Annotated in this window: 14 protein-coding genes, 1 tRNA gene and 1 other RNA gene; 9 read left to right on the top strand and 7 right to left on the bottom strand. The window is 61.1% G+C overall.

What is annotated here, in order from left to right:
• Positions 1-53 precede the first annotated feature (53 nt).
• On the top strand, positions 54-605 hold the full coding sequence (locus ABHM97_RS05720) for a single-stranded DNA-binding protein (protein WP_349469919.1): 552 nt from the start codon (positions 54-56) through the stop codon (positions 603-605).
• Between the two features lie 391 nt (positions 606-996).
• On the top strand, positions 997-1683 hold the full coding sequence (locus tag ABHM97_RS05715) for a DNA alkylation repair protein (protein WP_349469918.1): 687 nt from the start codon (positions 997-999) through the stop codon (positions 1681-1683).
• A gap of 15 nt (positions 1684-1698) precedes the next feature.
• On the opposite strand, the gene mptB is transcribed toward ABHM97_RS05715, so the two are convergent.
• A complete protein-coding gene (mptB, locus tag ABHM97_RS05710; RefSeq protein WP_349469917.1) occupies positions 1699-3255 on the bottom strand; it encodes a polyprenol phosphomannose-dependent alpha 1,6 mannosyltransferase MptB in 1557 nt (518 codons plus the stop codon).
• Positions 3256-3404: 149 nt separating this feature from the next.
• Here mptB and orn point away from each other — a divergent pair, with 149 nt between their 5' ends.
• The 4 genes from orn to ABHM97_RS05690 all read left to right on the top strand — a co-directional run bounded on the left by orn (position 3405) and on the right by ABHM97_RS05690 (position 5779).
• Entirely contained in the window at positions 3405-4040 is a 636-nt protein-coding gene (gene orn, locus ABHM97_RS05705) for an oligoribonuclease (RefSeq protein WP_257367908.1), read from the top strand.
• Positions 4041-4172: 132 nt separating this feature from the next.
• Positions 4173-4248: transfer RNA gene (locus tag ABHM97_RS05700), tRNA-His, on the top strand.
• 126 nt (positions 4249-4374) lie between these two features.
• Positions 4375-4947, top strand: a complete 573-nt coding sequence (gene def, locus ABHM97_RS05695; RefSeq protein ID WP_257367907.1) for a peptide deformylase — start codon at positions 4375-4377, stop codon at positions 4945-4947.
• 4 nt (positions 4948-4951) lie between these two features.
• Positions 4952-5779, top strand: coding sequence for an acyltransferase domain-containing protein (locus ABHM97_RS05690; RefSeq protein ID WP_349469916.1), 828 nt, complete (start codon positions 4952-4954; stop codon positions 5777-5779).
• Here ABHM97_RS05690 and ABHM97_RS05685 read toward each other — a convergent pair.
• The 4 genes from ABHM97_RS05685 to rnpB form a co-directional block, all read right to left on the bottom strand.
• Positions 5764-6564, bottom strand: a complete 801-nt coding sequence (locus ABHM97_RS05685) for an HNH endonuclease family protein (RefSeq protein ID WP_349469915.1) — start codon at positions 6562-6564, stop codon at positions 5764-5766. The two genes, ABHM97_RS05690 and ABHM97_RS05685, sit on opposite strands and share 16 nt — an antisense overlap.
• Positions 6565-6684: 120 nt before the next feature.
• Complete coding sequence (locus ABHM97_RS05680; protein WP_235522097.1) at positions 6685-6894, bottom strand: hypothetical protein; 210 nt, start codon at positions 6892-6894, stop codon at positions 6685-6687.
• 73 nt (positions 6895-6967) lie between these two features.
• Entirely contained in the window at positions 6968-8455 is a 1488-nt protein-coding gene (locus ABHM97_RS05675) for a glyceraldehyde-3-phosphate dehydrogenase (RefSeq protein WP_349469913.1), read from the bottom strand.
• A gap of 263 nt (positions 8456-8718) precedes the next feature.
• Positions 8719-9109, bottom strand: an RNA gene (gene rnpB, locus ABHM97_RS05670) — RNase P RNA component class A.
• 57 nt (positions 9110-9166) lie between these two features.
• Between rnpB and ABHM97_RS05665 the strand changes: the two genes are divergently transcribed.
• On the top strand, positions 9167-9946 hold the full coding sequence (locus tag ABHM97_RS05665) for a YaaA family protein (protein WP_235522096.1): 780 nt from the start codon (positions 9167-9169) through the stop codon (positions 9944-9946).
• Positions 9947-9958: 12 nt separating this feature from the next.
• Here ABHM97_RS05665 and ABHM97_RS05660 read toward each other — a convergent pair whose 3' ends face one another.
• Both ABHM97_RS05660 and ABHM97_RS05655 read right to left on the bottom strand, forming a co-directional pair.
• The gene (locus ABHM97_RS05660; RefSeq protein ID WP_235522095.1) at positions 9959-10696 is read right to left on the bottom strand and encodes a zinc ribbon domain-containing protein; all 738 of its coding nucleotides are present in this window, start codon (positions 10694-10696) and stop codon (positions 9959-9961) included.
• An 89-nt stretch (positions 10697-10785) separates the two neighbouring features.
• Positions 10786-11697, bottom strand: a complete 912-nt coding sequence (locus ABHM97_RS05655) for a Nif3-like dinuclear metal center hexameric protein (protein ID WP_349469912.1) — start codon at positions 11695-11697, stop codon at positions 10786-10788.
• A 114-nt stretch (positions 11698-11811) separates the two neighbouring features.
• On the opposite strand from ABHM97_RS05655, the gene msrA reads away from it, so the two are divergent.
• The gene (msrA, locus tag ABHM97_RS05650; protein WP_235522093.1) at positions 11812-12336 is read left to right on the top strand and encodes a peptide-methionine (S)-S-oxide reductase MsrA; all 525 of its coding nucleotides are present in this window, start codon (positions 11812-11814) and stop codon (positions 12334-12336) included.
• Positions 12337-12402: 66 nt separating this feature from the next.
• A complete protein-coding gene (gene cysK, locus ABHM97_RS05645; RefSeq protein WP_235522092.1) occupies positions 12403-13338 on the top strand; it encodes a cysteine synthase A in 936 nt (311 codons plus the stop codon).
• The last annotated feature ends 37 nt before the right edge of the window (positions 13339-13375 follow it).

Raw genomic sequence — 13375 nt, 5'->3', positions numbered from 1 at the left:
GACAAGGCTGAAAGAGCCGGACAGGCACTTCCCTACATCGAGAAGGACCACCCATGAACGACATCATCACCGTCCGCGGCTTCGTAGCCTCGGAAGTCAAAAGTTCCACCACAGCGCGGGGAACTTCCACCGCTTCATTCCGCTTGGGATCCACGGAGCGCCGCTACGATCGCGCCACCAACACGTGGGTTGACGGCAACACCAACTGGTACACGGTTCAGTCATTCCGGTACCTTGCCGGACATGTGGGATGCAGCGTCAAGAAGGGGCACCGGGTCCTCGTCGTTGGACGCCTCCGTTTGAGGCAGTGGGAACACGAAGGTCGCGTTTACCACGTGGCCGAAATCGACGCCGAGTCTGTCGGACACGACCTCATGTGGGGCTCCGCCAACTTCACCCGCATGAACGGCAGCACAGCCCCCGCCGAAACTCCTCCGTCCATTGAGGCCTCCGGTATACCGGAGCGAAACAGCGACTGGGATGCCGATCATGACCAAGTACCCCCGGTAGACGACACAGAAGAAGTCGCTGTAGGTGCCTCGGACGATGACGACACGATGTTGGTCAACATTGAAACCGGTGAACTGACGGGCGCCGGAGTGTGATTCTGCTGCACGTGTTCGCGTATCTGCGGGACCAGCCCTGCACGTAGCGCCTATTCTGGGTCCATGCCACAGCACGATGCAGCCCCGGAGTCGTGACCGCTCCCGCCTCCCGGGCAGCTGTCGAGGAGTTGTTCGGAACCAAGGGGGAACCCTCCCGGTGCTGGTGCCGGTGGTTCTCCCTCTCCGGCAGGGACTGGAAGACCACCATACCGGGGGACCGCAAGGAACAGCTGAAGACTGCGTTCAGTGCGGGTCCTGCGCCGGGCGTGCTCGCGTTTGATGGCATCTCACTTTTTGGAGCAGCCGGGTTCAGCATCGTGTCCAGGCCCTCACCGGGAAGAGCTGTCATGCGTTGCCTCGCAGGGACCAAGACAGGTACTGAGGTTGGGCGATGACCACCAGGGACCTGGTCCAGTCGATCCGTTCAAGCATTCGCTCCGCCGCGGACCCCGACAGGGCGCGGGGAGCACAGGCCTACATGAAGTCCGACATGCCTTCCTGGGGTGTGCGGGTTCCCGAAGTACGCAAAATCGTGAAAGCAGCTGTGCGGGAGTTCCCTCCAACATCGCCGGACGAACTGCGGGCCGCCGTGTACGAACTGTGGCGTCAGGCGGAAGCGCGGGAGGAGCGCTATGCCGCGATTGACCTGACAGGCCTGAAGATGGCGAAGGCCGACCTCGACATGTTGCCGGTCTACGAGGAAATTATCCGTACAGGTGCGTGGTGGGACTTGGTGGACGGGGTGGCGCACAGGATCTGCGCACTCCTCATTGCCCACCCGGGCACCATGAAGCCGCTGCTGCTCCGCTGGGCCGTGGATCACGACACGTGGATCAGAAGGGCCGCAATCACCTCTCAGCTTGCTGCAAAGGAAGGGACGGAGACCGACCTGCTGGCTGCTGTTATCCGGGCCAATATGACTGATAAGGAGTTCTTCATCCGCAAAGCGATTGGATGGGCCCTGCGCGAGTACAGTAAGACAGATCCGGAATGGGTGCGGAACTTCACCGCCGACAACGCCTCGGACCTAAGCCCACTGTCCATCCGGGAGGCACTACGTCTCCTGCCGTCCCCTTGATTTCGTTACCGGATTTCAGATGATGGGACGCAGGAAAGCCTGGTCCTTGGTGCGGAACAGGCCCTTGGTTTTGGGGTCCATGAAAATCAGATAGATCGCAAAGAAGATTGCGATGACGGCCGCGGCGATGCGGGCCAGCAGCAGGGCCAGGCCCAGGTCTTCGCTTTGGAGGTACGGGAACACGTCCAATTGGTCCGAGATGGCGTAAACCATGAAGAACGACACCACAAAGTACAGGGCTTTGACCTGCCAATCGTTGCGGATGCCCGTCACGGCAAACAACGGAATCAACCACACGACGTACCAGGACTGAATCATCGGCGCCAGCAGCACAATGGCGGCAAACGCCAGCGTGAGGCGCCGCATGATGCGGTCGTAGTCGCCCCGGAAGATGAGCCAGGCGACAGCGGCAACCATGAGGACTTTCCCTGCGTCATAGACCGCCTTGGCAAACACTGCGCCGTCAAGCCCCAAAACGTTGGCGATCGAGCCGACAGCCAAGCCGATCAGGCCCACGGGCGCGTACCAGATCGCTACGCTCCCAGGCGCTGACAAACCGTTGATCCAACCAAATCCGTACCCGTTAACCAGGCTCAGCGCGTAGAGGAGTCCCAGGCTCAGGGCGGCCGTGAAGAACCAGAACACGAACCTGCGGGGCCACGAAGCACCCTTGCCGGCCCACAGAAGCCCGATGAAGGGCAGGAAGACCACGGTGATTGGCTTAACGGAGATGGAGAGGGTGACCAAGACAATGCCGAGGATGACACGGCGGGTTGCGCAGTAGTACAGGCCGGCGAGGGCAAGACCGATCATCAGCGCGTCATTGTGGACGCTGGCAATGAAGTTGGTCAGGAAGAGCGGGTTGGCGGCCGTCAGCCAGAGTGCCCGATGCGGGTTTACGCCGTGAAGTTCCGCCAGCTTCGGGACATAGACAATGCACAGGACAACCCCCACCGCGGCGACCAGGCGGAAGAGCATGACGCTTGCTTCCGGTTGGACGTTGGTGGCCCACACGACAAACTGTTCGATCCATAGGAACACTTGGCCGTAGGGCACTGGTGCCTCTGTCCACTGCTTGTCCGCACCCAGCTGGAAATAGTTGGGCAGGGCCGATATTCCGTTTTCGTAAGGGTTGATGCCCTCAACCATCAACCGGCCTTGCCCTATATATGCATAAACGTCCCTGCTGAAGAGGGGAACGGTGAACATCATGGGGAGCCCCCACGCCACCACGGCCTGCAACGTAGCTTTCCGGGCCTCAATGCCCCAGACCCTGACTCGCTGCCCGAGACGGAGCCAAGCGCGGACCAAGAGCATTCCGCCGATGGCCAGCAGGACGATGGACAGTGCAACTCCCACGCCTTCGGTGCGCATCCAGATAAATAGTGGTAACCGCCTCAGTTCGGAGGCCGGAGCAAGCCAACCCACTCCCAGCGAACCGAACACCATGAACATCGAACCAATAAATCCGGCAATCAATGGCGAACGGGCGTTATCCACTTCGCTGACTACAGCAGCTTTTGACGTGTCTGCTTTCCCTGCCAGCTGCGCGGCGGGTACGGGCACCGTCATGTGGTCGTCGTCCAATCGTTCGCCCGCTGTGTTCGGGTCACATTCTGAGTCATAGGGGGGGCATTCCACGACAGGAAGAAACGACACTGTCGCGCCCAAAAATCGTACCATCGGAGCACTTGGATGCGACTGAGGGATAGGCTTGGCGCGTGCCTATTACTAATGAACGCATCGTCTGGATCGACTGCGAAATGACCGGCTTGGACCTGAAGAACGACGCCCTGATCGAGGTTGCTGCCTTGGTAACCGATTCGGAGCTGAATATCCTGGGGGACGGCGTGGACGTCGTTATCAAGCCCGACGATGCCGCACTCGAACAAATGAACGACTTCGTACGGGACATGCACACCCGCTCCAAGCTCCTGGAGGAGCTCCCCCACGGTAAGACCATGGCAGAAGCCGAAGCTGAGGTCCTGGAATACATCGAGAAGTGGGTACCGGATCCTAGGAAGGCGCCACTGGGTGGCAACTCCGTGGGAACCGATCGGATGTTCCTTGCCCGCGACATGCCGAACATCGTGGAGCACCTGCACTACCGGGTGATTGATGTCAGCACCATCAAGGAACTCTCCAGGCGATGGTTCCCGCGTGCGTACTTCCAGTCGCCGGCAAAGCACGGCGGCCACCGCGCCTTGGGTGACATCAAGGACTCCATCGACGAACTGCGTTACTACCGCGAAGCCGTTTTCGTCGCCGCACCCGGGCCGGACACTGCCACCGCGCAGCGGATTTCCAAGGATGTGATGGCTTCGGCCGAAACACTGGGAACCAGCGAATCGGTGTGATCTGCAACATTTTTAGAGGTTTTTTCGCCAAAACCGGCAAAAGTGGACTTTGCACCCCAAAACAGCAGGTAAGCTATTTGTCGTTGCCTTCGAGGAAAGCCGGTCAAACGGACTAGCCGAAAAAGGCACATGGTGGGCTTAGCTCAGTTGGCAGAGCGCCTGGTTGTGGTCCAGGAGGTCGCGGGTTCAACCCCCGTAGCTCACCCCACCGAGATTGGCTGAAGAGCCGGTTTCCACAAAGGCCGTACCGGTTATCCGGTGCGGCTTTTGCTTTTAACCAGATCCAGGGCCGACTCCGCCTTTGGATCACAGCGTCAACGAAGGAAGATCTGACATGACCGTCCTGCCAGTCACCATCTGGGGCGAACCTGTCCTGCACCGCCGGGCAAGCGAAGTCGAGGTATTCGACGACGAACTTCGTGCATTGATAGCGGACATGTTCGAAACGAACGACGCAGCTAACGGAGTCGGCCTGGCGGCGCCCCAGATCGGCGTAGGCAAGCGCATCTTTGTCTACAAGTACGCCAACGACGACGACGTGCCTGAACAGGGCGTCGTGGTCAATCCGGTACTGACGCTCTCCAAAGTCTCCGGCGCGGCACCGGACCCCGACGAACACGTCGAAGGTTGCCTGTCCTTCCCGGGCGAGTACTATCCCTTGCAGCGTGCGGAATGGACCCGCGTCCAGGGCTTCGACGGCGATGGCAAGCCGGTAGACTTCGAGGCTACGGGCTGGTTCGCCCGGATCCTGCAACACGAGTTCGACCACCTCGACGGAAAACTGTACGTGAACCGCTTGATTGACCGGTACTCCAAAAAGGCCATGAAGCAGGCCAAGAAGAACGGTTGGGGTGTGCCTGGCCTGACCTGGATGCCCGGCGTGGACCCCGATCCTTTTGGACACTGAATCCATGGCCACCAGTTCCACAACAGAACTCTTCGAGCTCCTGGACATCTCCGACGACGACGCCGCAGGATGTGCCGCCCTTTTGGCGACGCCACCCAGCGCAGCCGTCCTACGGGCCATCAATTCCTTGCAGGAGCGTCTGGGAACCTTTCCCCGGGACAGCATCCAGGCAAACGACGGTAGCGAGAAGGACTGGATCGAGGCCATGCTTCGTTTCGCCCCGACGGTTCACAACTACCACGTGGGTCTTGGGATCAGTCCTGCGGTGTCGGCTGCATCTTTGGGCGATGTAGGGCTGCAACTTCGCATTAACCGGCGGGTCCACGGCCGCTTTGGGCTGGATACCTGGAGTTGGCTGACGCTCCACATGGCCGGAAACCTGTTCCGCTTGGGACGTCTGCAATTCCACTTGGTCAGGAATTCCGATGTCGCAGAACAACAGCATGGTTCCGGGTGGGAGCTTGGCGTTCACATTCCTGAAGACGGGGGCCTGTCCCCCGCCCTGGTTGACGCCAGCTTCACCGAGGCCCGGGGCTTTTTCCCCCGGTATTTTCCGGACAAACCGGCCGACACTGCCACATGTGACTCGTGGATGCTTGATCCCTACCTGGTAGAACGGCTTCCGGACAGCAACATAGCTTCCTTCGCACGGCGTTTCACGCTGGACCGCTGCACGGATGCACCCACGGACGCCGTGTACTTTACGTTCCGCCAGCGTGGCCTGCAGGACCTGGACAAGCTTCCCCGCGAAACGTCACTCCAGCGCGTCGTGCTGGAAAGGATCGACGACGGCGGCACCTGGCAACTGGGGCATGGTCACCTGGCGTTGTAGATGGTTTGTTGCTCAGGGCATCCGGAGAGTACCCGCTTCATCGCGTCCTTTTCGGCCGCAGTGACCCAGAGCCTGTAGGCAGTCTTCACCGAAATTTGACGGGCTATGTAGTGGCACCGGAAGTTCTTGTTAGCCGGTAGCCAGGTCGCGGCGTCGCCGGCTCCTTTCTTGACGTTCGCCGGACCATCAGCTGCGATGAGGTTCAGGGGATCGTTGGCCAACGTTTGCCGCTGCTGTGCTGTGAGTTCCTGGGCACCTTTCTGCCAGGCATCGGCCAGGGCCACGACGTGGTCGATCTGGACTGCCGCGCTGGTGTCCTGACCCCTTCGGAACGTCACGTGGGCACCCGTGTAGGGTTCCTCGAAGACTCCCCCGGCGACCTTGCAGGAGGAGCCGGCCGTGAATTCAACGTCCGTAAGATCCCTGTGCAGGATGTCGTTCCTGGTGTCGCATCCATTGTGGTCCACGTCCGCCCAAGCCTGGCCGAAAGCCGCCCTGTCGTAGTCAGACTTCGGTGCCCTGCCTTTCACAGGAAGCCGTTCCAAGGCCGTGCTTGCACTTTCGGCAACAATGGAAGCTGCGCCCTTGACCGGTTTCATGAATGTCGCATCGAAGACGGGCGCCTCGCTGGGGCCCGCTGCCCAGGGATCGGCGACGCCGAACTGGCCGGTGGTGAAAAACCAGGACAGGCCCGTCACCAGTGCTGCTGCTGCGAAAGCCAGAATGATCCAGGCTTGACGCGACCTGCGCCGGGCGCGTTTGTAGGCTGACCAGGTGATGCTCAAGGGACTCCGTCCAGTGGGGGCAGGCAATGTCCTACGAGCGTAGGACAAGGCCCCGACAGCCAGAGCAATATCCACAATGTGGAGGAGAAGTCACACCGTGACGACGCTGATGGAGGGTCTTTATTGCTCCCGCATCACGCGCTGAAGGTCTTCGGTTGCTACTTCCAGCAATGCGCGCAGCTGTTCAACGCGCTGATCCGGGACGTCGCCGGCGGCATTGGCTGCGACTGCCTGGTCGAGGAGTTTTTGGGCCTGCTTATGGTTGGCCCGCGCAACGTCCAGCGCGTGTTCGAGGGTGGTTTCGTGCTCAAGGGTTGATTCGTTGTCCATGAGCCCATTTTGATCAGGTTTCCCGGCTGTGGCCAGTGACACAGCCGGGAAACCCCTAAATAGTTTTGGTTGCTTAAGCGTCAGCCGTTTCCAGCACCGCGATGGGGGCAATCACGTCCTTGGCGGGGAATGACGGCGGGTTGACTCCGGCCATTTCCTCCATGACGCGGACAACCTGGCAGGAGTAGCCGAATTCGTTGTCGTACCAGACGTAGAGGACCAGGTTCTTGTCGTTGGAGATGGTTGCAAGGCCATCAACAATGCCGGCGCGGCGGGAGCCGACGAAATCCGTGGAAACGACGTCGGGCGAGTCGATGTAGTCGATCTGCTTGCGAAGGTCCGAGTGCAGGGACATCTCACGGAGGAAGTCGTTCACCTCGTCGCGCGTCGTGCCGTTCTCAAGGTTCAGGTTGAGGATGGCCATGGAAACGTCCGGGGTGGGAACGCGGATGGCGTTACCTGTGAGCTTGCCCTGCAGTTCGGGCAGAGCCTTGGCCACAGCCTTGGCAGCACCGGTTTCGGTGATGACCATGTTCAGCGCAGCAGAGCGTCCGCGGCGATCGCCCTTATGGAAGTTGTCGATCAGGTTCTGGTCGTTCGTGAACGAGTGGACGGTTTCCACGTGGCCGTGGATGATGCCGAACTTGTCGTTGATGGCCTTCAGCACCGGGGTGATGGCGTTGGTGGTGCAGGATGCGGCGGTGACAATCTTGTCGTCGTCGTTAATGTCCCGGTGGTTGATGCCGTGGACGATGTTCTTGAGTTCGCCCTTGCCCGGAGCCGTGAGCAGTACGCGGGCGACGCCCTTGCTCTGCAGGTGCTGGGAGAGGCCTTCAGCGTCGCGCCAGCGGCCGGTGTTGTCCACAACCAAGGCATCCTTGATGCCGTACGCGGTGTAGTCCACCGTGGCGGGGTTGTCCGAGTAGATCACCTGGACCTGGACGCCGTTGGCCGTGATGGTGTTGGCTTCCTCGTCCACGCGGATGGTGCCCTCGAAGGATCCGTGGACAGAATCGCGGCGCAGCAGGCTTGCGCGCTTGACGAGGTCGTTCTCGGCGCCCTTGCGAACAACGATCGCACGGAGTCGAAGACCGTGGCCGCCACCGGCCTTTTCAATGAGCAGGCGCGCCAGCAGGCGGCCGATCCGGCCGAAGCCGTAAAGGACGACGTCGGTGCTGGTGCGGTCGTCAGCGCCGCGCTTGCCAACGACGTCGGCAAGTTCCGCACGCAAGTACTCGTCCAGGGAGGCGCCATTGCCTTCAGCCCGGTACTTCTCCGTCAGACGCGCAATGTCGATAGCAGCAGCGCCCAACTCCAACTCGGACAAAGCGTTGAGCAGGGGTGCGGTTTCTTCGAGCAGGAGCTCGTGGTTGCTCATCCGGCGCGCGAAGCGGTGAGCCTTCAGGATGTTCATGGTGGACTTGTTAATCAAGCTCCGGCCGTGGATGCTGGTGACCACGTTGTTTTCCCGGTACAACCGGCCGATCACCGGAATCATGGCCTCGGCGAGAGCCTCCCGGCCCATCCACTTATCAAGACAAGAATCTGACGTCTGGCTCACAGAACTACCTTCCTTGGGTCAACCACATACGTCCTCGTATGCAGATGGCAGCGGCCGCCCGGAGTAGTCCTGCGGCACATGCGCCGGCGGGCTTCGGTCCACCCACAGCGCCTTGAACGAGAGCAAAGAAAATCCGCCGGCTGCGAACGCAGTCCCGGCGGCAGAACATCTACGTTCAGTACCTATTCTAGGGCGGAAGGACCGGTGGCAGGACTTTCGAAGGCGTGAAATCACTCACACGCAGTGTTTGCGCTGGTCATAAATGGATGGGTCGACCGATACGCCGGGTTCTGTCATCACTTCCGTTACCGGAAAGTGAGTAGCGGCCATCCATCTACGAACGCCGTTGCCGACGCCCTCCAGCAGCCTACCCGGACACTCGGGCGGGCAGCCCTCAAACGTGTCCTGTCTGGCCTTGCTCCGGGTGGGGTTTACCTAGCCTCCCCGGTCACCCAGGGAGCTGGTGGTCTCTTACACCACCGTTTCACCCTTACCTGCTGCCCCATGATGCAAGCATCACCGGGCGCAGGCGGTCTGTTCTCTGTGGCACTGGCCTGCGGGTTACCCCGAGTGGGCGTTACCCACCACCCTGCCCTGCGGAGCCCGGACGTTCCTCGAGCCACTTTCGTGACGCGCGACCGCCTGGTCGACCCATCCGCCATCAAGTCTACCGGCGTCGGGAGCTTGGAAAGTCCGGCGTAATATCGACTGGTGCTGATTCTGCTTCCGCCTTCCGAAGGCAAGACCCCTGCCACCAAAGGTCCCGCGATCAATTGGGAGTCGCTGAGTTTCCCCGAGCTGAACCAGCACCGCGCCACGGTTCTTGAGGCCCTGGGGACGGTGAGCGCGCATGACGATGCCCTGACGCTGCTGGGCGTCGGCGCTTCCTTGCGGGACGACGTCGAACGTAACACCCGGCTGCATGCCGAACCGGCTGCCCCGGCGCACCAGGTGTATTCCGGCGTCCTTTATGACGCCTTGGGCTATAAGAGCATGACCGCAACCCAACGACGCAAAGCCACCGAATCCATCCTGGTGATCTCCGCTTTGTGGGGCGCCATTGGTTTTGGGGACCAAGTGCCCGCCTACCGGCTGTCCATGGGAACTGCACTGCCCGACGTCGGACGCCTCGCCTCCTACTGGAAGCCGCAGCTTAACGCCGTCCTCGCCAAACGGGCTGAAGGCGAACTGGTGGTGGATTGCCGGTCGAGCACCTACGCAGCTGCCTGGGCTCCCCCCGCCGCCCAGACAGTAAACGTCAACGTTTTCAGTGAGGCAAACGGCAAACGTACGGTGGTCAGCCACTTCGCCAAACACACCCGGGGTGAACTGGCCCGGCACCTTCTGACACGGCGCGGCAAGGCGCCGGCCACGCCGGCACAACTGGCCAAGGCAGCCAGCGAAATGTGGATCACGGAATTGGTGGAGGGCACGGCCCGCAAGCCGCACGCACTCAACATCATCCTGGCTGGCCAGGTTGGGCCCAACTAGGGTCGGTCCGGCCTAGTTCCACTCTGCCGAACGGACCAGGATTACTCCCGAGTCCGGGCAAAAGACAATGTCGTCCTCTGCAGCAGCCTTGACTTCCGCGAGGTCCCCCGGGCTCAGCATCATGCCGGAGCCTTCGGATTTGCCATGGAACAACCGAGCGGCGCCCACTCCCCGCTTGGCAATGGTCTTCTCGTAGATTGCCAGGAGCCCGGCGTCCAGGGACTCTGCAAAAGCGGCCCGCTGTCCACGAACGACGGTCTCTTCGGCGGCAATTTCGGCTATGGCCTCATCGAGCTCCGCGCGGATGCTGCCAAAGGAACCTTGAATGTCATCAACGATCGCCTGCTGGGCGGTCTGGCGTTCGCGAAGGGTGTCCAAGCGCTCAAGGATCTCCAGCTCGACGTCCTCAAGGTCGGAGCGGCGCTTGTTCAGCGAGGCAATGTCGCTCTGAAGCGCCACCAGGTCCTTGGACAGGCCCGTACCGCTATTGAGCCGGGCTTCGTCGCGTTCGATGCGCGTAGCCACCTGTTCCACATCAGCCTCGGCCCGACGCAATTCCGCCTCGGCATCGTGCACGGCGACCTTGGCCGCTCCCAGTTCACCGTTTGCCACGTTCAGGGCGTCGGTGAGGTCGGTGATGCGTGGATCCGTTTCCAGTACGCGGCGACGGCCGGCCAACGACTTGAGCTTGGCGTCGAGCCCCTGCAGTTCAAGCAATTTGTATTGTTCTGCCGGTGCTGCTTTCGCCACGCTTACCTCCGCTTATCACTGCCGGTCCCGGAGATCAGGAGCGGCATGACACCCCCTATCTGTCGGGGCTGCCCATATCTTTCTAGACTCTAGTCCCCGCCGGGAGTCAGTATGAAGTCCCAGGGATCGCTGTTGGTGCTGCTGACACGGATCTCCACGTCGAAACCCTGGTCTGCGAGCACGTTCCCCAAGGCCTCGGCCGCAGCAGGGAGCCACAGCCATTCGCTGGCGAAATGTGAAACGTCTATCAAGTAGGGACGACCGTTCGTGGCGCCCTCACGGGCCTCGGAGGCCGGATGGTGGCGCATGTCCGCAGTCACGTACACATCTGCGTGGCTGGCGCGGACAGCGGGAAGCAAACTATCGCCTGCGCCGCCGCATACCGCCACCCTGCGCACCAGGCCGTCCTTATCGCCGGCAACCCTCACGCCACCGGCCACTGCGGGGAGCATTTCAAAGACACGGGCTGCAAAATCACCGAGTGTTTCCAGGTCAGGAAGGTCACCTACCCTGCCGATCCCCTCTTCGGGCAGTCCATTGCTGGCCGGAGTCAGGGGCGTGACGTTCTCCAGGCCGAAGGCGTCTGCCAGGACGTCGGACACCCCTCCGACGGCTGAGTCACCGTTAGTATGAACAGTCAGCAGTCCCGTCCCGGCCTCGATGAGGCGATGGATAGCCAGGCCCTTGGCTGACGTGGCCGCTACGGAATTCACGCCTTTGAGCAGTAGGGGGTGGTGCGTTATCAGCAGCTCGGCACCCCATTCGATGGCTTCGTCGATGACTTCCAGGGTGGGATCCACGGCAAAGAGGACCTTGCTTACCGGAACATTGGGGCGGCCCGCTACCAGGCCGACTTCGTCCCACTCCTCCGCCAGCGACTCCGGCCAGAGCTCCTCCACGGCCAGTAACACCTGACCGAGCGTGGGTTCCCCCGTGGCCTCAACTGCTCCGACATCTTCGCCGGAATCCGCATCAGAAATGTCAGTGTCTACTGCTTCCATACTCTTATTCTTACCTACCGGACCGAATCAGGCAGTCCCGCCACCCGGCGTCGCCGTTATTGTCCCGTAAGGTGTTGCGGGAATCATCACGCCCTCCGATCCATTGAAGAGAACATGAAAACTTTCGTACTTGGCGGCGGCTGCTTCTGGTGCCTGGATGCCGTTTACCAAAAAACCCGCGGCGTCAGCTCGGTTGTTTCCGGCTACACCGGCGGTCATGTCCGCAATCCCGACTACTACGAAGTCTGTTCCGGAACCACCGGCCACGCGGAGGTGGTGGCCGTGACCTTCGACGAAACAGTTGTTCCGGAGGAAGTCATCCTGGACATGTTCTTCGCCCTGCACGACCCCACCACCCTGAACCGGCAGGGTTACGACGTCGGCACCCAGTACCGTTCGTCGATGTTCTACACCACCACCGAAGAGAAGGTGCTGTTCGAAGAAGCAATCGAGCGCGCCCAGGCCCTCTGGTCCGACCCGATTGTGACCGAAGTAAGTCGACTCCCCGACTTTTATGAAGCCGAAGAAGTGCACCAGAATTACTACGCCAAGTTCCCCTACCAGGGCTACTGTCAGGTGATTATTAACCCGAAGCTGGCGAAGGCGCGGAAATATTACTCTGCGTGGCTTACTGCTTAGCAGGGTTTCGATCCGGCTCGTTAGGCTGACCTCAGCATTCCCTCCTCAGAGATAGGCATAATCTTCATGGCAAGGATCTACGACGACGTCACGCAGCTGGTCGGTCGCACACCGCTGGTCCGTTTGAACCGGCTCACCGAAGGCCTTGACGCCACCGTTGCGGTCAAGCTTGAGTTCTACAACCCTGCCAACAGCGTCAAGGACCGCATCGGCGTAGCCATCATTGATGCCGCTGAGAAGTCCGGCGCCTTGAAGCCCGGCGGAACCATCGTGGAAGGCACGTCCGGCAACACCGGCATCGCCTTGGCACTGGTCGGCGCTGCACGCGGCTACAAGGTCATCCTGACCATGCCCGAGACCATGTCCACTGAGCGCCGCGTCATGCTGCGCGCCTACGGTGCCGAGATCGTTCTGACCCCGGGTTCCGAAGGCATGCGCGGAGCAGTGGAAAAGGCCCAGGAAATCGTGGCCAACACTGAAAACTCCATCTGGGCACAGCAGTTCGCCAACGAGGCCAACCCTGCCATCCACCGCGCCACCACGGCCGAGGAAGTCTGGGAAGACACCGACGGCGAAGTCGACATCTTCGTTGCCGGCGTCGGCACCGGCGGCACCATCACCGGCGTCGGGCAGGTGCTCAAGGAGCGCAAGCCTGGTGTGCAGATCGTTGCTGTTGAGCCCAAGGACTCCGCGATCCTCAACGGCGGCGCACCCGGTCCCCACAAGATCCAGGGCATCGGCGCCAACTTCGTGCCGGAGATCCTCGACACCAACGTCTATGACGAGGTCCTTGACGCCACGCTGGAGGATTCGGTCCGCGTAGCCCGCGATCTCGGTGCCCGTGAAGGCATCCTGGGCGGCATTTCCTCAGGCGCCATCGTATGGGGTGCCCTTGAGTTGGCCAAGCGCCCCGAGAACGCCGGCAAGCTCATCGTCGCCGTCGTCTGTGACTTTGGAGAGCGCTACATCTCCACCGTCCTGTTCGACGACATCCGCGGCTAGAACTCGGCCCGTACGCCTTCATTTCCTGTAGAAAGGT

The sequence above is a fragment of the Paenarthrobacter sp. CAP02 genome, from assembly GCF_040137855.1.
In the GTDB taxonomy this organism is placed as follows: domain Bacteria; phylum Actinomycetota; class Actinomycetes; order Actinomycetales; family Micrococcaceae; genus Arthrobacter.
This window is presented reverse-complemented; position numbering and strand designations above follow the sequence as displayed.